Raw genomic sequence first — 23235 nt, 5'->3', positions numbered from 1 at the left:
ATGAAGGCGGACCGGAGGAACTCGCACCCTGCATTTTCGTAATCTAGGGAATGGCTCCCCGGTCCAACCGGGTCGCCTCACCCGAATCGAAAAAAGAAAAGGCGGCGCGCGTGACAGATCCAGGAACCCCCTCACAGAAGAGACCGCGTCGCCCCGTCAGACGTGCGCTCGCGATCGTGTCAGGCGTCCTCGCGGTCCTGATCGTATTGCTGATCCTGTTCTGGAACTGGGACTGGTTCGTTCCGCTCGTCAATCGTCGCGCCAGCGCCGCCCTGCATCGTCCGGTCTCGATCGCTCATCTGCATGTGAGCCCCGGCTTCACGACGACCGTATCGGTGGACGATCTCAGGATCGAACAACCGAAAGGCTTCGAGAAGGAGAAAGAGCTTTTCGCCAGCGCCAGAAAGGCAACAGTCTCGTTCAACGTCTGGCGCTATCTGACCGGCAAGGGAATAGAGGTCCCGCTCATCGCCCTCGATACACCGAAGGGCGATATCGTCTCGCTCGCCGATGGACGCAACAACTACACCTTCTCCGATCCCGACGCGAAACCCGCCAAGGCCACGTCCGGCTCCGATCCGGCGCCCCTCCCCAAAATCGGCGAGGTCTCGATCACCGGGGGCGATATCAGGGTCGCTCTGGCCAAACTCGCAACCGACATGCATGTCCTCATTCACACGACGCCGGAGGAGAAAGGCAAGGACGCGACGATCGTGGTCGATCTGAAGGGACGCTACACCCGCGCGCCGATCACCGGACATATCGTGAGCGGCTCTCTCCTCGCCCTGACCGATTCGGACAAACCCTATCCGGTCGATGCCCGTATCGAGAACGGCCCCACCTATATGACCCTGAAAGGGAGCGTCAACGACCCCCTCCACTTCAAGGGTACCAAGCTCGTTCTTCATTTCGCAGGCCCCGACATGGCCCTGCTCTACGGCCTGACCGGCATCCCCATCCCGCATACCCCGGCCTATAACGTGTCCGGCCATCTCGACTATACCGCGACCCAGATCCGTTTCACGGATTTTTCGGGGAAGATGGGGTCATCCGATATCGGTGGCACCATCTCCGTCGAGCCGAGAGAGAAGCCCATGAAGGTCGATGCCGCCCTTCACTCGCGCAATGTCGATCTGAAGGATCTGGGAGGATTCATCGGCGCGAAGCCCGGCGATCAGGAGAGCCGGAAAGCAAAGAAGAGCGACCGTATCCTGCCCTCTACGCCGATCAACGTGCCGAAGCTCAACGCGGTCAACGCCCATCTCACCTATGACGGCAAACATATCGAAAACCGGGATATGCCCCTCGACGATATCGTCGCCGACATCACGATCCATGACGGTGCCATCACGATCGGCAAGCTCGATTTCGCCGTCGGAAACGGGACGCTCGCCATGTCCGGCGCGCTCGACCCCACGAAGAACGATCAGTTCAAGACCCATTTCAAGGTCGATGTCTCTCGCCTCTCCATCCAGCGCCTGATGAAGGCGACCCACACCTTCAAGGGAGAAGGGACGCTCGGCGGGCATGTCACGCTCTCCTCCACGGGAAATTCGATCGCCTCCCTGCTCGGCAATGGCGATGGCGGCGTGACGCTCGTCGTCGACCATGGAGGAGACGTCTCCGCCCTGCTGCCCGATCTCATGGGTCTCAAGGTCGGAAGCGCCATCCTTTCCGCACTCGGCATCCCCCAGCGTTCGGATCTTCGCTGTTTCGTCGCCGACATGCCGCTGCGCAACGGTATCCTGAGCACGAACTCCTTCCTGCTCATGACGAACAATACGCGCACACTCGGTGGAGGCACGGTCAATCTGCGGAACGAGACCCTCGACTACCATGTCACCACCCGTTCGACCGGTTTCAACGTCCTGTCCTTCCCGGGACGGGTCAATATCTCCGGCCCGCTGGCCAGTCCCGACATCGTTCCGGGCGCTGAGATCGTCGGCAGAGCGGCTGCAACGGCAGCCCTGGCCGTGGCCTTCCCCCCTGCCGTGCTCCTGCCTACGATCCAGTTCGGTGTCGGCAAGGGAAGCGCCTGCGAGGACGCCCTGAAGCAGGCGGACACCCACCCTGCAGCAGGCGTGAAGCCCGGCGCCACCACAGGATCGGGCAAAGCGACGGTAAGCCCCTCCGCCTCCTCCGGAGCGCATGGCGCCCATCCGTCTCACGGCAAGCATCGTCACAACGGCGGAAACGCCCATGGCAAGAACGCTCACGCGAATGGCAAGCACCTGACTCCCGAGCAGATCCATGCCGTGTGGGAAAAGCGGCTGAAACAGAACTGACACCGTCCAGAGGATTGATCGACGCGCGCCGCCCTGCCAGTCTGGCCGGATGGCGCGCTATCTCGTTTTCCTGTCCGTTCTTCTGGCCGTTCTTCCGGGTCTTTCCGGCTGCGATTCGCCGCCTGTCTCCAGCGGACAGGACAACCAGACCGGTCTGCCGCCGGTCATTCTGGTCTCGATCGACGGCTTTCGCCCCGATTATCTGCATCGCGGCGATACGCCTGCACTGGATGCCTTCGCGCTGAGCGGCGTAACGGCCGCGATGCACCCCTCCTTTCCCTCCGTCACCTTCCCCAATCACTATACCCTGGTCACCGGGCTCAGGCCCGATCACCACGGCATCGTGGGGAATGTCATGACGGATCCGGATATTCCCGGTGAGATCTTCAGCGTCGGTCGACAGACCGGGCTCGACGATCCCCGCTGGTGGAATGGCGGTACGCCTGCCTGGGTGACAGCGCAGATGCACGGATTGATGACCGCCGTCATGTTCTGGCCGGGCTCCGACGTGCCGATCCTGAACACGCGCCCCGATATCTGGTATCATTTCGACGCCAGACGGACGCCGGAGAGCCGCGTCGAGACCGTGCTTTCCTGGTTCGATCCCGCGAAAACCAGACACCCGGCTCTTTCCTTGCTCTATTTCGACGGCGTCGATCACGCCGGTCATAAATCCGGCCCCGAATCGCCTCAGACCCGCGCTGCCATACGCGAGGTGGATCACGCGCTTTCCCTGCTTTTCGCCGGGCTGGCCCAGCGCCACGTCGCAGCCAACATCATCATCGTCTCCGATCACGGCATGACGGCGCTCAGCCCGAAGAGAACGATTCTTCTGACCAGCCTCGCCCCGGGCAACGCCATGTCGGTCGTGACCTCAGGGTCCTATGCGGGGCTCAACCCGACCCCGGGTCATGAACGCGAGCTCGCAAGAGCGCTGTCCAGACCGCACCCCCATGTCGCCTGCTGGCCCAGGGACGCGATACCCGAGCGCCTGCATTACGGGAGCAACCCGCGTGTACCGGCCTATCTCTGCCTGGCCGATCCCGGCTGGAGCCTGATCCGCGACCCGCACGATCATCTCAATGCGGGCGGTCATGGCTATGACAATGCAGCGCCCGACATGACGGCCCTCTTCCTCGCCTCTGGCCCCGCCTTCCTGTCGCACAAGACCCTGCCCCCGATCGAGAACGTGGATGTCTATCCGCTCGTGATGATGCTTCTCGGCTTGCTGCCCCTGCCTTCGGACGGGTCCCTGGCTCCCCTGCAGAGCGGATTGCACGATATCTACAGGGCGATCCAGTAAGACCGGCTCGGCAAATGCGGGGCGCCGGATCCATCGCGGAAGGATCGTGGGCGATCGGGGCGCGCTGCCATGCCCCCTTGTCGTCGGGGTGGTTCCGCTCCTAGAACAAGCCTCACGCCTGTCACATGCCCGGAGTTCGCGATACGTGTCCCTTTCTCCCTTCTCCTCCTGGCTCGACAGACGCTTCCGGATCGGGCAGCGCGGCTCCACCGTCAACAGGGAGATACTCGCAGGACTGACGACTTTCGGTGCCATGGCCTATATCATGGCCGTCAATCCCGCGATCATGACGCAGGCGGGCCTGGCGCCGCACGACATGATCATGACGACCATCGCCGCTGCGGTCTGCGGCACGTTGCTGATGGCGATCTTCGCCAATATGCCGATCGCTCTCGCCCCGGCCATGAGCAGCAACGCGATTTTCGCGCAGATCGTGGTGCACCAGATGCATGTGGATGTCCGTACGGCATTCACCATCGTCCTGCTCGGCGGTGTCGCCTTTACCTGTCTCTCCGTCACCAGAATGCGACATCGCATCATCCAGGCTTTTCCTGAACCGATCGTCCTCGGGATCCAGGTCGCGATCGGCATCTTCATCGCCCGTATCGGCATGGTGACAGGCAAGCTCGCCGTGCCGACCTCCGACGGCTTCCATTTCGGCTCCCTGAGCGATCCGTCGGTCCTGCTCACGCTTTTCGGCATCTTTCTCGCCGGGTCGCTTCTCGTGCTGCGCGTACCGGCCGGAATGCTCGTCTCGATTCTTGGCGTGACGCTGCTGAGCCTCTTCGTTCACCGCAACGGTGCAGCGATCACGACGCTACCGGCGCAGCCCGTCGACTGGCCGCATTATCCGACGCATCTCCTCTTTCCGTTCAATTTCGGCGACTTCTTCTCCCATCTCGAAGTCCTCCTGCCCATCACGCTCTATTTTCTCATCAGTGATTTCTTCGACGCCACCGGCACGATGTACAGCGTCGCAAACCGCGCGCGTCTGACCCGCCCCGATGGCACGACCCTGCTGGGTCGCGCCGCCTTCGCCGCCGACGGCTCCGCCAGCGTGATCGGAAGCGCGCTCGGAACCAGCACCGTCTCGGCCTATGTGGAGAGCCTCGTCGGTGTCGAGGCCGGAGGAAGAACGGGGCTGACCGCGCTCGTCGTGGCCGTTCTTTTCGCCGCTTCCTCCGTCTTCTGGCCCCTGATCGTCATGATCCCGCCAGAAGCGACGGCCCCCGTGCTCATTCTGGTCGGCCTGGGTATGCTCTCGGCCCTCGGACAGGCAGCCAGCGCATCGCGTGAGGCCCTGCTCACCCCGGCTTTCATGCTTCTCATTGCGGTTCTCACCGGCAATTTCATGATCAGTCTCGCGCTCGGTCTTCTGTTCTACAGCACGCTTCTCCTGGTCAGCCGGCAATTCGTCCGGCTTACCCCCATGGTACTCGGGCTCGACCTCGTCTTTCTCTTCTATCTTTTTCTGACCACACGCACCGGTCTCGGACAGGGCTGAACCGCCCCTCTCGTGCGGGGGCGTCTTTCATCCCGGCCGGAGATCAGAAAGCCTGTCGATAAAGGCTTCTCATCTCCTCCTCCGTGACGGAGCGCGGATTATTGACGAGCACCCGCTGGTGCGTGATCGCATCGGCGGCGAGCTTCCCGATCGCATCCTCTGTCACGCCCACATCCCGCAACCGCCTCGGTAATCCGCTCTCTTCCATGAGCGTTTCCATGAACGAGATGAACGCCTCTGCCTGCTGTGCCTGCGTACCGCCCTGCGAGACCCCCATCGCCAAAGCCAGCTCCGCATAGAGGGGGGCCGCCACGACAGCATTGAACCTCAGAACCGGGCCCAGCATGAGGGCGTTGGAGAGGCCGTGCGGCACATGAAAGAACCCGCCGAGAGGATAGGCCATGCCATGAACGAGGCCGACCGGGGAATTGGCAAATGCCTGACCGGCCAGCATGGCGCCGAGAAGCATCGCCTCGCGCGCGGCCCGATCCGACGGCACCCGGCAGGCCTTCACCAGATTGGCGCCGAGCATGGGAAGCGCCGACAGGGCCAACCTGTCCGAGAGCGGGTTCTTCCGGATCTTTCCCGTATAGGCCTCGATCGCATGGACCATCGCGTCGATCCCTGTCGCAGCCGTGTGCAACGGCGGTAGTCCGAGAGTCAGGGCAGCATCGAGCAGGACATGATCGGCATAGAGCTGTGTCGCCACCACCCCCATCTTCGTCGTTCCGTCGCGGGTGATCACCGCGACATTCGTGACTTCCGACCCGGTTCCGGCGGTCGTGGGCACGAGGACGAGAGGCAGACGTGTCCCGCGGACCCTGTCGACACCGTACATCTCCTCCAGAGGCTGATCGGACCCGAGACAGATGGCTGCAACCTTCGCCACGTCGAGCGACGATCCGCCACCCAGCCCCAGAACGATCCCTGCGCCTGCCTCGCGCCCCTGCTTCACGCAGGCAAGAACGACCTCTTCCGGCGGATCTGCTGTCACGCTGTCAAAAAGAACGACATCCAGACCGGCCCGCTTGAGGCTCTCCTCGACCGGGCCGACGAGCCCCGTCTTCACGAGCCCGGCATCGGTGATCATCAGAACGCGCCTGTGACCGAACAGGGCGACGAGACGCTCCCCGAGACGGGACGCCCCTTCCCAGGCCATCTCGATACTTGCGACCGTGCGAAATTCGAAGGCATTGAACGTCATGATCCATGAACTCCTCGATGAGGGAACATGGCTGGCTGGAGGACGACATCGACCGGCAGAACGCGCCATGTCCGGGGACGACTCCGGCATGGGAGCCACCTGCAGACATGTTTTGCCATATCCCGGTTCGCAGAAGGTCCTTTTACACGGTCCCTCATGGCATTGTGACCATTCTTGGAGCCATACTCGCGAGGATTACTGCTTCGGCAAAATGGTGGAGCAAATTTTTTTTGCTAAAAAATAGTGGATAAAGGGTGTTTTAATCATTTTGCCTATTTTTGAACACAGTATTGCTGTTCAAGATAGGCGTGATACCGGGAGCGTGATGCAAAACTTCCCCGGTATCACCTCCGCCCTCGACGGTATGACTCGGCCCTGTTGCTCTTCGAACAGCCTCTCCCTCGTCAGCGAGCGCCAAAGACAGATGCAGAACCGGGGACAGATGCAGGGCCGCAAAGCCGCGCATCGCGCGCGCGGTCGGTCAGAGAGTATCTCCCGGAATCGTCTGCGAAAATCCCATCGTCTGCATGACCCCCTGCGCCGAGAGCCCCTGCAGAAATCGGTCGAGGGATGAGCGCGCCCGCGCCGCATCGCGCCCCAAAGCGATCAGCCCCCCGATCTGCGCAGGATCGCGCATCAATCCACCGAAAAGCCTCCCCGCAGCAATCCGCCCTTCTGCCAGCACATCGCAGGCAACAGGTGGCAAATCCCGCCGCGAATCGTCGCAAACGACGCGCAGGACCGCAAAATCCAGTCCCGAGCGCGCAACGAAACCGCTCTCCATATCCACCGCCACGCAGTCTGTCTGCGCGTATAGTTCCGCCTTCTCCGCGGCGGTCCGGATGATGCTGTCACTGTGCAGAAGCCCGCCTGCAAGGGCATCGGAGCGCTCCGCTCCGAAACCGGAGCGCAGGACGGCAGACGCATCGAAACGGCGCCCGTCGACCTGCACCCATTCCGGAACGACGATCTGCCCCGGAAGGAGACCCGGCGCGAGCCCCGCAGCGCAGCCGAAAGACAGAAGGCGCGTCGCACCGGCTGCGACCAGCCGGGCCGTCCCTTCCCGTGCGCCATCGGCGGTGGCACCGCTGAGAGCGATCGGCGCCTTCGGAAAGAACGGACGTATGAGCCGCGCCTCCGCCTTCAGCCCGACGAGAATACCGAGCATCGTCAGAACCCGTGCTCGACCCGTCCGGAATTGCTCAGTCCGAGGTTCCGGAAACGCGACAGGGCCATGAGGGGGAAGAACTGCTTGTATCCATGATAGCGCAGATAAAAGACCTTCGGAAATCCGACGGCGTTATAAGGCTGCTCCTGCCACTCCCCTTTCTCGTCCTGCTGCGAAACGAGATAGGCGATACCGCGCTGCACGGCGGGGGTCTCGCGACGTCCGACCGCCATCAGCCCGAGAACGGCCCAGGCCGTCTGGGTCGGCAGGCTCGTATCGTATTCCCCCGGGGTCGCGCCCTCATACGAAGCGCAATCCTCGCCCCAGCCGCCATCCGGCCGCTGCACGCTCTCGAGCCATTCGACCGCGCGCATGACCGAAGGATCGTCATGGGCGATGCCAGCGACGTTATAGGCGCAGAGAACCGACCATGTGCCGTAGATGTAATTCGTACCCCAACGACCGAACCAGCAGCCTTCCGGTTCCTGCTCCCGGCGCAGATAGGCCAGCCCCTTCTCGATGACGGGCGCATCCTCGGCATAACCCAGCTCCGACAGGAAAGAGACGCAGCGTGCCGACACGTCCGCCGTGGGCGGATCGAGTAGCGCCCCGTGATCGGCGAAGGGAATATGATTCAGGGCATCGAGATCGTTATCGATGTCGAAGGCACCCCAGCCGCCATTCGTACTCTGCATTCCCACGATCCATTCGCGGGCACGCGCAATTGCCTCCCGGTTCCCCTCGGGGTCCTCGCGGTTCAGCAGCATCCCGACGACCGCCGTGTCGTCGACATCGGGATAATAGTCGTTTTCGTACTGGAATGCCCATCCTCCGGGCCGGACATCGGGGCAGTTGATCGCCCAGTCGCCCTTTACGTCCAGGATCTGCCTTTGGCGCAACCAGTCCATGCTGCGCCGGAGCTTCTCGCGGGTCTCGGCAGGGCGTGTCGCTTGCGGCCCGGAAGAGGCCTCCGCCATGGCCAGGCCGGACAACCCCGTATCCCAGACGGGAGAGACGCAAGGCTGGCAATAGGTCTCGTCACCATTGCTCACCAGAAGATCCTGGATACCCTTCCATGCCAGCTCGACGCGCGGATCCGTGTCGGCGACACCCATCGCACGATACATCATCACGACATTGGCCATCGCCGGGTAGATCGCACCGAGCCCGCCCTCACCGAGCCGGGGCTCGATGAAATCGATGGCCGCCCTGATCGCCTTCTTGCGCAATCCCGGCGGGAAATGGGGCTCTATCGGCCGGAGCACCGTATCGACCTTCTTGAAAACATGCCCCCAGATCGAGCGATAGGGTCCCCGGATCCAGTCCTTCACCTCATCCGGCGGAGTCACGAAAAGCTCCTGGATATGGATGTTGCGCGGATTGATGGCCGTTGGTTCGAGAGAACGCAGCACCAGAAGCGGCGCGACGACGCTTCGCGACCAGTACGACATGTTCCACATGGAAAACAGCGCCGCCTTGGGCATGAGCATCAGCTCGACCGGCATGACCGGCGTCGCGCGCCAGGGCACTTCGCCGAACAGGGCCATCTGAATCCGCGTGAAGACATTGGTGCGCGCCGCCCCCCCGCGATCGAGAATGGCTTCTCGCGCACGCTTCATATGCGGTGCGTCGATATCGTCTCCGATGGCCTTGAGGGCGAAATAGGCCTTGACCGAAGCCGAGAGGTCGAAACCGCCATCGTGATAGAGAGGCCAGCCGCCATGTGCTCCCTGGATACGACGCAGATACACCCCGATACGGGCCTGTTTCTCGTCGTCGATCCGATCGAGATAATGCTCGAGCAGGACATATTCGGCAGGAATCGTGGCGTCGGCCTCGAGCTCGAACACCCAGTGTCCGTCGTCGTTCTGCCGCTCGGACAAGGCGGCATGGGCAGCGTCGATAGCCTGACGCACCTGGCTCATATCCGTCTCGGCCGGGCTTACGGCCTCATGACGCTCCAGAACGTCGGAATAGATCAGCATGGACCGCCCTTATCCTCTTCTCTTGTTTCTCTTGCAGTTCGAACGCGACATCACGACACCAGGCCCAGAGCCTTCACCGCTTCACTTCCCGAGCGGATCGCCCCCTCGATGGTCGAGGGCAGCCCCGTCGCGGTCCAGTCCCCGGCCAGTGCCAGATTGGAAATATCCGTACGCGCATCCGGTCGCAGACGATCCTGCGCCGGAGTCGCGGCGAAGGTTGCCCGTTTCTCGCAGACGATACGCGCGGGCGGAGCCGCCTCGGGAAGGGGCCGGATCGCGACCGGTCCTATCGCCCTGCGGATTTCCGACCAGATCGTTGCGATCAGATCCGGATGTGCATGCCCAGCATAGCGATTTGCCGCACTGACAGTCACGGAAAGAATTTCGCCCTTGAGATAGACCCACTCCGCGATACCGCCGACGAGCCCGACGAATCCCGCCCGATCGAGAACACCTCGAGTCTCGACAGGTTCGGGCAGACGGTAATGGACGTTGATGATGCTCTCGAATTCATCCGGGGCGGAGAAACCGGGCAGATGCGGCCCCACGAGCGTACGGGCCACGGGCGCAGGCACGGCAGAAACGACGTGATCTTCCGGGCCGAGCGGAATCGTCTCGTCTCCGTTCTTCAGACCGACGACCCGCCCCCCCGAAATATCGAGCCCCGAGATGCGCGCGCCGCAACGAACCTCTCCCTGCAGACGGGCGATGTGGGCAATGGCAGGATCGATGAAGCTCTCGGACAATCCTTCGGCCGGATACCACGGACAGCAGGCCTCGCCGCCGAGAGCCAGGGTTTCGCGGATGATGGCGGCAAGGAGTGCGGCGCTTGCCTGATCGAGCGGCGTATTCAGCGCGGAAACGGCAAACGGCTCGAGCAGACGTCGCGTGAGCATCCCCCGACCGAGGCAGGTCTCGACGGTCGCATCCGGTCCGGCGCGCAGGATCTTCGCCAGAATGCCGAGTTCTGAAAGCCGCATGCCGGGAACATGACGACGCCGGGAAAGCGCCCAGAGCGGCAGACGTCCCCGCGACAGACGCAAGGTCCAGCCCAGACCGGCCTCGAGATCGTACCAGGGGAAAACAGGCGTGCCCGGTCCGGTCAGGCTCTTCTCGGCCCCGATCAGCCCGAGATAGCGGAACGTGGCCTTGTTGGCCGAGAGAAGAAGATGATTGCCGTTATCGATGCGGCATCCGAGTGCCTTGTCGAAATAGGAACGCGCCCGGCCACCGCAGGCAGGGCCGGATTCATACACCGTCACCCGGGCACGACCGATGACATCGATCGCCGCCGAGAGGCCGGCCAGTCCCCCGCCTATGATATGAACATGGGTCATGAATCAGCGGACATAAGCAACGAGGGCACGAATCAGGCGCAAGGCCTTGTTCACATGCACGGGGCGATCGGGATGGACCCAGCCGCGTGCGAGAAGTTTCGAGAGAACGGGGCCATACGATGCGGCCATCATTCTCGCAGGCCGCATGGCAACGGGATCGCACGATCTCATCGCGGATCGGGCCTCGCGGAAATGATCCTTCGCCCGGGCAGCGAGAATCCTGCACAGCGGATCGAGACCGCGGGCATACAAGGCATCCGCGGGCACGAGAGGAACATTGTAACGCGTCAGCAATTCCCGCGGGAGATAGAGACGCCCGCGATCCGCATCTTCCTGGACGTCGCGCAGGATATTGGTGAGCTGGAGCGCCCGACCGAGATGATGCGCCACACGATCGGCATCGGGAGATGAATCGCCGAATACCCGGACCGACAGACGGCCGACGGCAGAGGCCACGCGGTCGCAATAGAGATCGAGCGTCGATTCATCGGGGGCGACGACCGGCGTCCCGGCATCCATGGCCATCCCGTCGATGACCGCCGCGAAATCCTCCTTGCGCAACCTGAATCGCGTCAGCGCTGCCACGAGCACCCGATCGAGCGCGCCCCGCGCCTCGCCACGATACAGACGCTCGACACGCGCGTGCCACGCCTCGAGCGCCGCAGCGCGGTCGGGTACATCCACATCGCCATCGGCGATATCGTCCACTTCCCGGCAGAAGGCATAGACGGCGAACATGCCGTAACGCCGCTCGGCGGGCAGGATCTTCATACCTCTGGCGAAGGACGTCCCGGCCTGGCTCACAATGGCGCGGACGTGCTCCAGATCGGCCTGTGAACAGCCCAGAACCGCTTCCTGATGAAATCCGCTCACCGCGTCATCCCTGTTGCATGCAAAACGGAGCGCCTTTTACTCCCAAAAAGACGAAGCGTAAAATCCGTGCCGTACCGGATGTGCCGATCCCCTTTCCCCCATCCCTCGCCCTGGTCCCCATCGAGGGTCGGAACAGGGGAATATCGTTCTTCCTGCGGCGCTGGATGGCGCAACAAAATGATTTGACAAACGTAACGAATGACTCTCTCCTTCCGGTCATCGCCGCCACCGGAGGGAATAGAATGAACGCGCCTTTGCCGAAAGAAGCCCAGGAAGACCTGCTCTCACGCGGATATAGCCGTCGCCATTTCGGACGTCTCACGAGTCTGCTCGGCATGAGCGCAGCCCTGACCCAGTTCGGGTCTGCTGCCTTCGCTGCGACAAAGGCCCCCGGCGACGATCCGTTCGAGGGTCACCCCGACATGATCCGTATCGGGAGCAACGAGTGCTGGACCGGTCCTTTCCCCTCCGCCATCACAGCGGGGCAGGCTCAGGTGCCCTTCGGCAACAGATACGAGCCGGACCATCTTCGCTCGACGCTTCTGCGTACGGCCTCTTCGGTCGAATCCGTTCCGGAAGACCACATCCTCCCCTGGCCCGGATCGAGCGACCCGCTCTGTAGGTCCGTCGTGTCCTTCTGCGCCCCGGGGCGCGGCCTGGTCACGGCGAACCCGACCTATGAAGCGGCCTGGCGTACTGCGGAGTGGATGAAGATCAAGCTCACCCGGATTCCTCTTTCGGCACATAACGGCTACGCGACCGATGTAAGAGCGATGCTCAAGGCCGATCCGAATGCCGGCGCCTATTATATCTGCAGCCCGAACAACCCCACGGGCACGGTCACACCGCTCGAGGATATCGCCTGGCTTGCCGACAACAAGCCCAAGGGATCGGTCATCATCGTCGACGAGGCCTATATCCACTTCGCCGGCACGCCGAGCACGATTTCCCTCGTGAAACAGGGCAAGGACGTGATTGTCCTGCGCACCTTCTCGAAGATGTTCGCCATGGCCGGACTGAGACTCGGCCTGTCATTCGCACGCCCTGACCTGCACAAGCAGATGATGCGCTATGACGGGCCGAACATGATCTCGATGCTCAATATCGTGGCGCTCGCTGCCGGAGCCAGCAGCCTGCCGCAGGCAGACGCCATCGCGGCCCGCCGCAACGAAATGATCGCTGCCAGAAGCATGACGTTCGATCATCTCGCCAAACGACATATTCGTATCATCCCGGGAAGCCAGGCCAACATGTTCCTGGTCGACTGGAAAAAGCCCGCCGCGCAGATGAAAGCCGCTTTCGCCGCCAGAAAGGTCGAGATCGGACGGAACTGGGACATCTGGCCGACAATGTCTCGCGTCAGCGTCGGCTCCATGAAGGATATGGAAGGCTTCTGCGCCGCCCTCGACCAGATCCTGGCCTGACAGGCGCCCGGATGACAGACGCCCGGGTGTAAGGCACCCGGGTGACAGGCGCCCGAGTAACAGGCGCATGAATGCGTCTTTCTGACGCTCCGCCTCATCTCCCGCAGGACCGCTCACGACCTGCGGGGGCGAGTCCGGTCGACGATCGGAGCAATCCTCCCCCGAGTCCGACAAGTGTGGAGAGCGTCACTCCGATCGGATCGGCGGCCGGATCGCAGGGAATGCAGCAGGAAACCCGGAAGGGTCCATCTTCTTCAGAAGACATCCTGCGCACCATACCGCACGCACCGAGCCAGAGAAGAAATACGATCTCAGAAAATATGCTCTCCTGTCATACCATCCGACAGGAAACCGATAGTTTTCCTGTTTTCCTCTTTTTCTATTTCAATGAGATTGAAGATCATATCTCCGGGAATATCGCCGCTTTCTCTGATATCGTGCGCTATTCCCGAGACCGTATAGCGTGCCAGGAGAGCGCTCTTCTGTGCGACCGATGAGGGACATTCACGGGCAGGAATTACGCTCAGGATGAAGCTCTCCCACGCCAGCGCTCGCATTTTTCTCGTGCTGTATGTGCCATCGGGGACGAAACCGAGATATCGCCCTGTCCTCGGGTGCGAAAAAGACACCGTCTCATCGGAATTGCGCCAGACCTGATAAGTCAGAATCGATGTTCTCCGTGCGTCGCCGGAAATTCTGAGCGCCTCCCCTTCTGGCCCGAAAAGATGAACATGCTTTCCGCCCCTGCAGAAGACGCCAGTAATCGGCTCCGCCGAATCGTCGACAGATAACACCCCTCCCAGAGATCCGAGCCGCTTTCCGAAATGGGAGTCGATGCGGAAGGCCACCCAATCCTCCGAGTCCGGAAAACTGTCTTTCAGAATCCCACCCGGGATATCGTGGAATGAGATCCAGTTGCTGTTGACTTCATGTTCCGCGGCTTCATAGCTCGGATTGAAGACCGCTACGTCAGCTTTTCTCTTGAGACTGGCGATCTGGGCAAAAGTACAGCCGGAAACACCACGCAAGGCGTTTTGCATGGCACGCGCCTGCGATTCGACAATCCGTCGCATCCAGAGCTCGAATTTTTCCAGATACGCCTCGCTGATCTCATACGAGATCGCATTGTAATCCTGATCCTTGACTACAGTGTGAAGCGGGTCTCCGGAATCTCTTCGCACATCCTCAAGATTGCGGTCACGAGTGACGTAATGCTCCATGGAGCGGGACTGGAAGTGAATGAGCTTGCCGCCCGACCAGTCCGGTGCCTCTCGTGTGAAGCCTCCATGAGGCGAGTCCCACTCGATCGGTCTCCCCGCGGCATCGACACCCGGTCCCGAGACATCGACGTTATGGACCTGACTGATCGGTGCCTGGAGATGAGCTGGTCGGAAGATGACCTTCGTATGCCGGTTCCAGTAGAGATCCGGGCGACCGTGCATCGTGTAATTCAGGAATGGCGGACCGGAAGGCCGGCTGACAAAACCGTTGGTCCCGACGCAACTCCAGTTATAGGCTACCAGAGACGCGTCTTTCTTCTGCTCGAGTGACGTCTTGATATCGGCCCCGTAAAGATCGAGGTACTCGTCGGCGTCGAAGAGCGCAATCCAGTCGAACTCACGCCCGTAACGGGCGACAGCATCATTATAGGCCCTTACCTGCCTGATGTTGTGCAGATCCCGGTTTACTGCATTGCGCATGAACCGGATATCGAGCCCGTCGCACATCGAAAGGATAACGGCTTCCGTCGCATCGTCGGAAAAATCATCATAGATGAGAAAGCTGTCGAAACCGAGCGCCTTATACCAGGCAATCCAGTATGGAATTTCGACGGCTTCGTTCTTGACGACGAGACATACTGCAACTTTCACGCGCTCGAACCCCACTTGTTTACCGTCGTAATTTTCAAAGCACAAAGCAGCGTCCTCGCGCTTCGTACCGATACCCGCGTCACATATACAAAGTCGATCATGCCATCATCCTGGCGAATATCGGCAATATTTTTCCCAGTCCCGACATTCGGCAGCCAGACTGGTCGATCCATCAGGGCGTGAGGAAAGAAACTGCCCGCCCAGTCTTATAGAAAAGCGCACACCGTCTCCCTCGACGATCCCGGGAACGGGCACGAGCCCTGCGGGTGTCATTGCAAACAGACTGTCTTCAAGCAAGATCACCGGTAGACCGCGGGGCTTCGTATGTCCTTCCGAAAGCCGGTACACACCGGAGTCGAAACAGAGAAGTTCTCCGTTCCACGCCATGAGATAGGGCAACAGGCAGAACGATCTGTGCAGACCGTGCAAACGCGTAAAGATCCAGCGTGCCGCATCAGCGCCCCCTTTTGCGCAAACGAGCAGCCTGCCCAAAGATCCGAGCACGTTTCTTTCATGCTCGAACAAATGCTGGATCGCATCCGGCTTCTGGCGCTCGACTCCGCGCAGGAACCGATAGGTCAGAAGCGGGTGCCTGTGATGCCCCTGCATGACGACACGGGTCACGTGGTCGTTATGTATACGGCGGGCGCGTGAGGCGATCCGTCTCAGGATCGCGGGCTCCGCACGATGTTCGATGAACTGCTGGAAAAGAGCCGTACCCTTCAGATGCTCCGTCACGGAGTGACCCGCCCGACATACCGGGATCGCTTGCGCAGGGAAATTTTCCCTTATCATCCGGAGTTCTTCTGCATCCGGCTTCTCGTACGGGTCATAAAAGACGTTGATGGTCCCTTGCACGTCGTCCGCACGAATGCCCATCCCCTTCATGAAAGGCTGGAAGAGAGCCTGAAAATGCGAATGGTGACTAACCTGCTCCCGGTCCAGACTCCATTGCGGTGCCATCGCGAAAACATAATCGAACGCAAAGAAACGCGAATATCTGATGGCCGCGTATGCGCCCATGGAAACACCGTAACCGATGATTTCCACCCCGGTCGCGCCCAGCGCCCTGCGTCTCTCACGAATCCATGACGCTGCAACTGCGAAAGCCTGCTGATAATCGCCGTCCCGATACCACCCGTCGTGCTTCGCGATCAGCCCTACCCAGGGAATCTGCAATTTCATCGCAAGCGGCTGGCCGAAAAAAGTCGTATCGTGACGTTCCGGCGCTCCGATCCCGGTGAAACTCACGACAATCTTCGTCGCACGATCATCACCATGGGACACGCGAACGATATAGTTATCGTTCTCAAAGAGAGTCGTCATCGCTTTCCAATCCGGATGAGATTTCCGCGCCGTTACCCTGGCGCGCCTCAATAGATCCGCTTTCTTAGCGAGGAACGCGCTTTTTTTGTCAATCCAACAGGTGACGGAGACATATTACACAATAATTTCGCAGCAGAATGTCTCCGGGACTTTTTACATCGATTTCCTGACAGGAAAGAGCGCGCGAATGCCTTGACCGAGGGCCAGCGCGCCGTCGCGTTTGTGCAGCTTGACCCGGGAAGCCACCGGATCGTCACGCCGCAAACGCGACGCCAGCCGACGGGAAAGCCCGAGCACGACGGCGCAATAGGCCCGCATCCGTCTGTCCCGCACCAGGCCGGGCAAGACGGAGGCCCGATCGTTCAGGATATCCACCTCGTCGAGCAGCCGGTCGAAGACGCGACGAAGACCGGGTTTGCTTCGTGCGAGCAGGACGTCGTCAATCTGCGCACCCGCAGAATCGAGATAGTCCTGCGGAAGATAGGAACGATCGAGCAGTTTCAGATCCGCGGTCACATCCTGCAGATGGTTGAGCACCTGAAGCGCACTGCACAGCGCATCGGAGAGGGGAAGCGTACAGTCGTCCTCCCCATGAAGGAGCAGGAGGAAACGCCCCACCGGATTGGCCGAATACCGGCAATAACCGAGCAGCTCCTCCCAGCTGGCATAGCGATTCTTGACCGCATCCTGACAGAAGGCGGTGATCAGATCCGCCGCCGTTTCCAGAGGAACACCGGTCTCGAGCAGATGACGGCGCAGAACGACCGCCGTCTGGGCATCCGCACGATGAGGCGCCTCTCTTTCTCCCCGCAACACCGCCTCCATCGCGCGCAGCCGGGCGATCTTCGCCTCGGGCGACAATTCGGCATTGTCGACCATATCGTCGATCACGCGCGCGAAATTGTAATAGGCCGTGACGTGAGCGCGATTGCGCCGCGCGAAAAGCAGCGACCCGACCGGGAAGTTCTCGTCCTCCGCCCCTTTGCGCGAAGTGACGTCCTTCTCGCCCCATACGGAATCGGCTGGTTTGACTGAAAGATCGTTCACGCGTGTATCTCTTCGGTATAGGAGCGGCTCTTCCAGCTTACCCCGCGCCCGCGATGATGATCGAGAGCCGAGCCCAGGGTCGCGGCCATATAGAAAGCGGCAACGACCGGCAATGCAAGCGCCCGCAAGGGAGAAAGCCGGAAGCGGAGAAGCGTGGGCAGAAAGGACGCCATCGCAAGAAAGAGCGCCGCCGTGCCGATGGCCCGGTTCCGTCCTCGCCCGAATACCGCAAAAAAGACGGGCACCAGCCAGACGAGGGTCATTCCAAGCAGGGTACAAAGCAGAACAAGCGGCGAATAGCGCAGCTGCACATAGGCCGTACGGGCGATCATACGCCAGATATCGCCCATGCCGCGATACGGACGGACCGACCAGGCGAGCGTGCTGTGACCCAGATAAAGCCGGCCACCGGCCTTCTTGATGTCCGCGGCCAGGGAGCAGTCATCGATCAGCGCGCCACGCACGGCCTCCACACCGCCGATCCGCTCGAGCATGGTCCGACGAACCAGAATCGTCCCGCCAGCCGCCCCCGCGACAGGAGAGTGCGGATCGTTCACCTTGGCGAAGGGATAGAGCATCGCGAAGAAATAGACGAAAGCCGGAACGAGGAACCGCTCGGCCATGCTCTCGCAGTTGAGCACCACCATCTCGGAGACCATGTCGAGACCGTCGCGCAGCGCCTTGTCGACCAGTGTCCGCACATGGAGCGCAGCATGGAGGATATCGGCATCCGTGAGCAGGACGAACCCGTCGGCGCCGATCCTGTCCCGCGCGAGCCTCTCCCCCTGATGCACCGCCCATAATTTTCCGCTCCAGCCCTCGGGCCTCTCAGCCCCCGTGAGAACGGTCAGCCTTCCATGCGGGTCGGGGAGGCTGCGTGCGAGCTCTCCCGTTCCATCGGTGCTGCCATCATCGACAACCACCACATGCAAGCGCCCCTCGTAATCCTGGTCGAGCAAGGTCGCGACACAGGCCTGGATGGACTCCGCCTCGTCGCGCGCAGGCACCACCACGGCGACATCGGGCCAGTGTCTTCCGGAGGCGACGCGCTCGGGAAAAAGCCGTGGTCCGGATTGCCAGAAACGGCCGTGCGCGAAGATCAGTTTTCCCCATGCCGCCAGGGAGGAAACAGTGAGAGCCGTCCTGATCATCTGGTGCGGATCCGGCCATGCTCCCGGAACCACGTTATGGCGTCCGCCACGGCATCGCGCGCCGGACGCGGCGCGTAGCCGAGCTGTTCCTGCGCCTTGAGCGACGTGAAATACATTTTCTTGCGCGACATCGCGAGTGTTTCACGGGTGACCCGCGGTTCGACGCCGAATCCTCTCGCCATCCATTCCGAAACGACCGCCACGGGCTGGAGCCAGGATTGCCGGAGCTTGATACGGGGAGGGCGAACGCAGGCAACCTCGCCGATGAGCGAGAACAGATCCCCCAGCATGTAGTTTTCGCCTCCGAGGATATACTTCTCCCCGATCGTGCCGCGCTCCAGTGCCAGAGCGTGCCCCTCGGCAACATCGTCGACATGGACGATATTGAGGCCGCTATCCACATAGGCGGGCATTCGCCCTGAGGCGACATCGACGATCATCTGGCCCGTAGGGGTCGGCTTGATGTCCCGAGGTCCGACGGGGGTAGAGGGATTGACGATCACGGCGGGCAATCCGTTCTCGCGCACCAGCTTCAGAACTTCCTGTTCGGCACGATATTTGGAGCGCTTGTAAACGCCGATCACGTCGTGTTCGGTGATGGGGGTCGTCTCGTTCGCGGGGGAAGCATCTTTCGTCAGTCCCAGCGCCGCCACCGACGAACAATAGACGATCTTTTCCACCCCGGCGGCCTGGGCAGCCAGCATCAGACGCCGCGTGCCCTCGACATTGGCGCGCATCATCACCGCCGGATCGGGCACCCAGAGCCGGTAATCCGCCGCCACATGAAACAGGTAGCGACAGTTCTCTAGCGCTGCGGCAAAACTATCGGGTGCGGTCAGATCGCCCGTCACACGTTCGAAATCGAGTCCCTCGAGATTCGAGAGATCCGCACCGGCACGGACCATCAGCCTGATCCGGTGACCGCGCTGCTGCAATACGCGTGCAACCGCCGAGCCAACAAAACCGGTCGCGCCGGTAATCAGCGTGTATTCGCCCATGCTGTGCCTTGCCGCTCTCATTATGTGTGCAAACCGAGTTCGCACCATACCGCCCGCGCAAGCACAAGCAACTGCCGGGCGATGGCTTTTTTGTCATCTGTCGGGGCGGAGTGGCGCAACCGGACCAGCTGGTGTAGACAGCGCCAACACGATCAGCAGCCCGGCAAGACCCGAGAATGCTGCCCCTGCGTTGCCTGGCCCTGCGGGACCCGACCACGCGCGTATTCAACCCTTGCGCCCAAGCTTCGCACCGTCCGGATTGATACTGGCCTTGAAGACCCTCACCCTCATTCTTTCGCTTCTGGGCCTGGCCCTTCTGACGGGCATCATGGCGTGGCTCGGCATCGGCCATGTCTTCAGTGCGATGCAAAGGATCGGTATCGGCGGCTTCGCCGGAATCGTCGGCGGGCAGGCTCTGGTCGATATCGGCCTCGGGCTGGCCTGGGTCAGCGCCTGTCCGGAGCTGGGCGTGTTCCGCGCCATCGCCGCCCGTGCTGTGCGCGACGCGGCAGGCAATTGCCTGCCTTTCTCCCAGCTCGGCGGCATGGTGATCGGCATCCGCGCGACCAGCAGCGTCCCTGCCTTTTCCCGCAGCCTTCCCGTCCTGCACTGGCCGGGCGCCGTGGCGACGAACATCGTCGATATCACGACAGAGGTCCTCGGCCAGATCGTCTTCGTCATTCTCGCCCTTGCCTGCCTTGTCGAGCACAGCGGCGCGAACAAGTTCACATGGCCCGTGCTGGGGGGGATGGGCCTTCTCGCCCTGGGGATCGCCGGATTCATCTGGACGCAGCAGCGCGGCGGTGCGGCAGTGCATCATATCGCGCGCTTTCTCGGCCGCCATATCGCCGAAGGATGGCGGGATACGCTCATCAACAACATGGGCGCATTCCAGACCCAGCTCGACCTGCTCTGGGCGAGGCCGGGGCGTATCGCGCTCGGTGCCCTGGTCCATCTCGGATGCTGGCTGGCCGGAGCGGGAATCACCTGGCTTTCCCTCGATCTTCTGGGCGCTCATATCGGTTATGTCGGGGCGGTCGCGATCGAGGGCGTCGTATGCGGTATCATGTCGGCCTCCTTTCTCGTCCCTGCCGCGCTCGGCGTGCAGGAAGCCGCCTATGTGGCCCTTGGCTATCTCTTCGGCGTTGCCGCCGAAGTCTCGCTCGGCCTGTCGCTGCTGCGCCGCGGTCGGGATATCGCCATAGGCATTCCGGTCATGGCGCTATGGCAGATCTTCGAGATGCGTCGCCTGCGCCTTGCGCGAAAATCAGAGGCAGGTGAGCCGCTCGACTACGCAAAAACCTCTTCCGGGGGCGAAGTATCGTGACCGAACCTCTCTTCGACACGCTCTGCGTGGTGGGACCCGGACTGATCGGCTCCTCCGTCCTGCGCAGGCTTCGCGCCATGCCCGAGCTTGTCGGCACGCTCATCGTCACCGATCGCGATCGGGACGTTCTGGCGCGCGCACGAGCGCTCGATCTCGGGGATGTGGTGACCGACGATCTGGACGCCGCAGTGAAAGACGCCGATTGCGTGATGCTCTGCGTTCCCGTGGGCGCCATCGCCCCGATCGCGTCCCGGATCCTGCCGATCATGAAATCCGGCGCCATCCTGACCGATGTCGGTTCGACACGTCGCAGCATCGTCGACGCCCTCACCCCTCATCTCAGGACCGATATCGCCTATGTGCCCGCGCATCCCATGGCGGGCACCGAGCATTCCGGCCCCGATGCCGGATTCGCTACCCTGTTCGAGGATCGCTGGTGCCTGATCACGCCCGATCGGAACGCTCCTGAGGACGCCGTCACGCGAATCGGCGCCTTCTGGCATGCCATGGGCGCCCGGACACGACGCATGGATGCCGATCACCACGACACGATCTGCGCGATGGTCAGCCATCTGCCTCATCTGATCGCATTCACCATCTGCGGCACAGCCGATACGCTTGCCGAGGATATGCGCTCGGAGGTTCTGGATTTCGCCGCCTCCGGATTCCGGGACTTCACCCGTATCGCAGCATCGGACCCGACCATGTGGCGGGATATCTTCCTGAACAACCGGGACGCCTTGCTCGGCGTTCTCGACCGGTTCAGCCAGGATGCGGCTGCGATGGCCGATGCCATTCGCAGCGGAGACGAGGAGACGATCGTCGAGACGATCGAACGCGGGAGACGTATCCGTCGCTCCCTGCTGGAAAACCGTCAGGCCTGACCCCTCCCGCACGCAGGACCCGGGAGAAGAGATACCCGGGCAGAGAAAACCCGGGACAGCAAGCGGCCATGGCGCGGCGGGGTCGCCCCCGCCGCAGAACCGTCAGATGGTCACGACACGCAGCGTGTTGGTCGATCCCTGCTGTCCGAAAGGCAGACCCACGAGCAGGACGAGCTTGTCCCCCTTCTCGGCATATCCTTCCGAAACAGCCAGACCCACCGCCTGATCGACCACGCCTTCGACGCCATAGACAGGCGTTTCCTGACCGACCGACATGGCGCGCACGCCCCAGACCAGCGCCAGACGCCGGGCCGTCTCGTCATCCGGCGTCAGCGCGAGAACGGGACAGTCGGCCCGCTCGCGTGCGATCTGCAGGGCACCGCGTCCGCTCTGGGTATATACGACGATAACCGCCGCAGAGACGGATTGCGCGACGTGCCAGGCTGCCTCGGCGATCGCACCACCCGTCGTGCCGTCGCTGTCGGGACGGAGGGCTTCTTCCTGCATGCGCCATTCGAGGTCGTTCTCGACCCGACGCGTCACGCGCGCCATGACCTGAACCGCCTCGCGCGGGTATTTTCCCGCTGCGCTCTCGGCCGAGAGCATGACGGCATCGGTCCCGTCGAACACGGCATTCGAAACGTCGGACACCTCGGCACGCGTCGGGGTGGGCGAGGTGATCATGCTCTCGAGCATCTGGGTCGCGACGATGACAGGCTTGCCCTGGAAACGGGCCTCGCGGATCGCGCGCTTCTGTTCGATCGGCACTTCCTCGGCCGGCAGCTCGACACCGAGATCGCCACGCGCCACCATCACGGCATCGGACAGCGCGATGATGTCGCTCAGCCGCTCCATGGCCTGGGGCTTCTCGAGCTTGGTCATGATCCAGGCACGTCCCTGGGCGATTTCCTTCGCTTCCTGCACATCCTCGGGGCGCTGAACGAAAGAGAGCGCCACGTATTCGACGCCCAGATCGAGCGCGAATGCAAAATCCGCGCGGTCCTTCTCCGTCAGGGCCGGGATCGGCAGAACGACATCGGGGACATTCACCCCCTTGCGCTCGGACAGCCAGCCACCGACCTCGACCTCGGTTTCCATATGCGTCTCGTCGCAGGAAACGACGCGCAGACGCATCTTGCCGTCATCGAGCAGCAGGCGGCTTCCCGGCTCGGCAGCGCGCATGATCTCGGGATGAGGCAGACAGGCGCGGCGGGAATCACCGGGTGTACGGTCCAGATCGAGGCGGAAGCGGGCACCTTCCTGCAATTCGACCTTGCCATCGGCAAAGGTTCCCACGCGCAGCTTGGGGCCTTGCATATCGGCCAGGATGGCCAGCGGGCGGCCCAGCTCGGCCTCGACATCGCGAATGGTCGCGTGACGCTTCGCATGATCCTCATGCGAACCATGAGAGAAGTTCAGCCGGAACACATCGGCACCGGCCAGAGCCAGGGTGCGGATCATCTCGTGGGACGAGGATGCCGGACCGAGGGTGGCGACGATCTTCGTGCGGCGCTGCTCGGCCTCTTTCTTCACTCCCGAATCCTGAGC

17 protein-coding genes are annotated in these 23235 nt (G+C 62.0%); 6 read left to right on the top strand and 11 right to left on the bottom strand.

What is annotated here, in order from left to right; translation table 11 throughout:
* The first annotated feature begins 50 nt into the window (after window positions 1–50).
* The 3 genes from SSA02_RS12230 (at window position 51) to SSA02_RS12220 (ending at window position 5092) form a co-directional block, all read left to right on the top strand.
* Window positions 51–2285, top strand: a complete 2235-nt coding sequence (locus tag SSA02_RS12230) for an AsmA family protein (RefSeq protein ID WP_147094370.1) — start codon at window positions 51–53, stop codon at window positions 2283–2285.
* A gap of 49 nt (window positions 2286–2334) precedes the next feature.
* Window positions 2335–3588, top strand: coding sequence for an alkaline phosphatase family protein (locus SSA02_RS12225; RefSeq protein WP_147094369.1), 1254 nt, complete (start codon window positions 2335–2337; stop codon window positions 3586–3588).
* 145 nt (window positions 3589–3733) lie between these two features.
* A complete protein-coding gene (locus SSA02_RS12220; RefSeq protein ID WP_147094368.1) occupies window positions 3734–5092 on the top strand; it encodes an NCS2 family permease in 1359 nt (452 codons plus the stop codon).
* Between the two features lie 43 nt (window positions 5093–5135).
* Here the strand turns inward: SSA02_RS12220 and SSA02_RS12215 are convergent, their stop codons facing one another.
* From SSA02_RS12215 to hpnD, 5 genes are all read right to left on the bottom strand, one after another.
* Window positions 5136–6296, bottom strand: coding sequence for an iron-containing alcohol dehydrogenase (locus SSA02_RS12215; protein WP_147094367.1), 1161 nt, complete (start codon window positions 6294–6296; stop codon window positions 5136–5138).
* A 481-nt stretch (window positions 6297–6777) separates the two neighbouring features.
* A complete protein-coding gene (locus tag SSA02_RS12210; protein ID WP_246103902.1) occupies window positions 6778–7464 on the bottom strand; it encodes a nucleoside phosphorylase-I family protein in 687 nt (228 codons plus the stop codon).
* A gap of 2 nt (window positions 7465–7466) precedes the next feature.
* Window positions 7467–9389 carry a squalene--hopene cyclase gene (gene shc / locus SSA02_RS12205; protein ID WP_246103906.1) on the bottom strand — a complete coding sequence of 641 codons (1923 nt, stop codon included), beginning with the start codon at window positions 9387–9389 and terminating at the stop codon, window positions 7467–7469.
* Between the two features lie 110 nt (window positions 9390–9499).
* Window positions 9500–10786, bottom strand: coding sequence for a hydroxysqualene dehydroxylase HpnE (gene hpnE, locus SSA02_RS12200; RefSeq protein ID WP_147094365.1), 1287 nt, complete (start codon window positions 10784–10786; stop codon window positions 9500–9502).
* Window positions 10787–10789: 3 nt separating this feature from the next.
* On the bottom strand, window positions 10790–11659 hold the full coding sequence (gene hpnD / locus SSA02_RS12195) for a presqualene diphosphate synthase HpnD (protein WP_147094364.1): 870 nt from the start codon (window positions 11657–11659) through the stop codon (window positions 10790–10792).
* Window positions 11660–11901: 242 nt separating this feature from the next.
* Here hpnD and SSA02_RS12190 point away from each other — a divergent pair, with 242 nt between their 5' ends.
* Window positions 11902–13083, top strand: a complete 1182-nt coding sequence (locus SSA02_RS12190; protein WP_147094363.1) for a pyridoxal phosphate-dependent aminotransferase — start codon at window positions 11902–11904, stop codon at window positions 13081–13083.
* A gap of 311 nt (window positions 13084–13394) precedes the next feature.
* On the opposite strand, the gene SSA02_RS12185 is transcribed toward SSA02_RS12190, so the two are convergent.
* The 5 genes from SSA02_RS12185 to hpnA all read right to left on the bottom strand — a co-directional run bounded on the left by SSA02_RS12185 (window position 13395) and on the right by hpnA (window position 19476).
* Entirely contained in the window at window positions 13395–14954 is a 1560-nt protein-coding gene (locus SSA02_RS12185) for a glycosyltransferase family 2 protein (protein WP_186807791.1), read from the bottom strand.
* A gap of 105 nt (window positions 14955–15059) precedes the next feature.
* Window positions 15060–16280: a hypothetical protein gene (locus SSA02_RS12180; protein WP_147094361.1), complete on the bottom strand. Its 1221-nt coding sequence runs from the start codon at window positions 16278–16280 to the stop codon at window positions 15060–15062.
* Between the two features lie 153 nt (window positions 16281–16433).
* Entirely contained in the window at window positions 16434–17327 is an 894-nt protein-coding gene (locus SSA02_RS12175) for a squalene/phytoene synthase family protein (protein WP_147094360.1), read from the bottom strand.
* Window positions 17324–18478: a glycosyltransferase gene (locus tag SSA02_RS12170; protein ID WP_147094359.1), complete on the bottom strand. Its 1155-nt coding sequence runs from the start codon at window positions 18476–18478 to the stop codon at window positions 17324–17326. Before SSA02_RS12170 ends, SSA02_RS12175 begins: the two co-directional genes overlap by 4 nt.
* On the bottom strand, window positions 18475–19476 hold the full coding sequence (gene hpnA, locus SSA02_RS12165; RefSeq protein WP_147094358.1) for a hopanoid-associated sugar epimerase: 1002 nt from the start codon (window positions 19474–19476) through the stop codon (window positions 18475–18477). The genes SSA02_RS12170 and hpnA overlap by 4 nt, the downstream gene beginning before the upstream one ends.
* Before the next feature lie 271 nt (window positions 19477–19747).
* Here hpnA and SSA02_RS12160 point away from each other — a divergent pair, with 271 nt between their 5' ends.
* A complete protein-coding gene (locus SSA02_RS12160; protein WP_246103901.1) occupies window positions 19748–20803 on the top strand; it encodes a lysylphosphatidylglycerol synthase domain-containing protein in 1056 nt (351 codons plus the stop codon).
* Window positions 20800–21687: a prephenate dehydrogenase/arogenate dehydrogenase family protein gene (locus tag SSA02_RS12155; RefSeq protein WP_147094357.1), complete on the top strand. Its 888-nt coding sequence runs from the start codon at window positions 20800–20802 to the stop codon at window positions 21685–21687. The genes SSA02_RS12160 and SSA02_RS12155 overlap by 4 nt, the downstream gene beginning before the upstream one ends.
* 102 nt (window positions 21688–21789) lie before the next feature.
* On the opposite strand, the gene pyk is transcribed toward SSA02_RS12155, so the two are convergent.
* The gene (gene pyk, locus SSA02_RS12150) at window positions 21790–23220 is read right to left on the bottom strand and encodes a pyruvate kinase (RefSeq protein ID WP_246103900.1); all 1431 of its coding nucleotides are present in this window, start codon (window positions 23218–23220) and stop codon (window positions 21790–21792) included.
* Window positions 23221–23235: the final 15 nt, after the last annotated feature.

The organism is Swaminathania salitolerans, from assembly GCF_007988945.1.
Classification (GTDB): domain Bacteria; phylum Pseudomonadota; class Alphaproteobacteria; order Acetobacterales; family Acetobacteraceae; genus Swaminathania; species Swaminathania salitolerans.
This window is presented reverse-complemented; position numbering and strand designations above follow the sequence as displayed.

Excerpts from the sequence above, each read along its gene's own strand:
- hpnA (WP_147094358.1), bottom strand. The coding sequence starts at position 19,476 with ATGGGCGAATACACGCTGATTACCGGCGCGACCGGTTTTGTTGGCTCG.
- hpnE (WP_147094365.1), bottom strand. The coding sequence starts at position 10,786 with ATGACCCATGTTCATATCATAGGCGGGGGACTGGCCGGCCTCTCGGCG.
- SSA02_RS12180 (WP_147094361.1), bottom strand. The coding sequence starts at position 16,280 with ATGACGACTCTCTTTGAGAACGATAACTATATCGTTCGCGTGTCCCAT.
- SSA02_RS12210 (WP_246103902.1), bottom strand. The coding sequence starts at position 7,464 with ATGCTCGGTATTCTCGTCGGGCTGAAGGCGGAGGCGCGGCTCATACGT.
- SSA02_RS12170 (WP_147094359.1), bottom strand. The coding sequence starts at position 18,478 with ATGATCAGGACGGCTCTCACTGTTTCCTCCCTGGCGGCATGGGGAAAA.
- SSA02_RS12215 (WP_147094367.1), bottom strand. The coding sequence starts at position 6,296 with ATGACGTTCAATGCCTTCGAATTTCGCACGGTCGCAAGTATCGAGATG.
- shc (WP_246103906.1), bottom strand. The coding sequence starts at position 9,389 with ATGAGCCAGGTGCGTCAGGCTATCGACGCTGCCCATGCCGCCTTGTCC.
- SSA02_RS12190 (WP_147094363.1), top strand. The coding sequence starts at position 11,902 with ATGAACGCGCCTTTGCCGAAAGAAGCCCAGGAAGACCTGCTCTCACGC.
- SSA02_RS12225 (WP_147094369.1), top strand. The coding sequence starts at position 2,335 with ATGGCGCGCTATCTCGTTTTCCTGTCCGTTCTTCTGGCCGTTCTTCCG.
- SSA02_RS12230 (WP_147094370.1), top strand. The coding sequence starts at position 51 with ATGGCTCCCCGGTCCAACCGGGTCGCCTCACCCGAATCGAAAAAAGAA.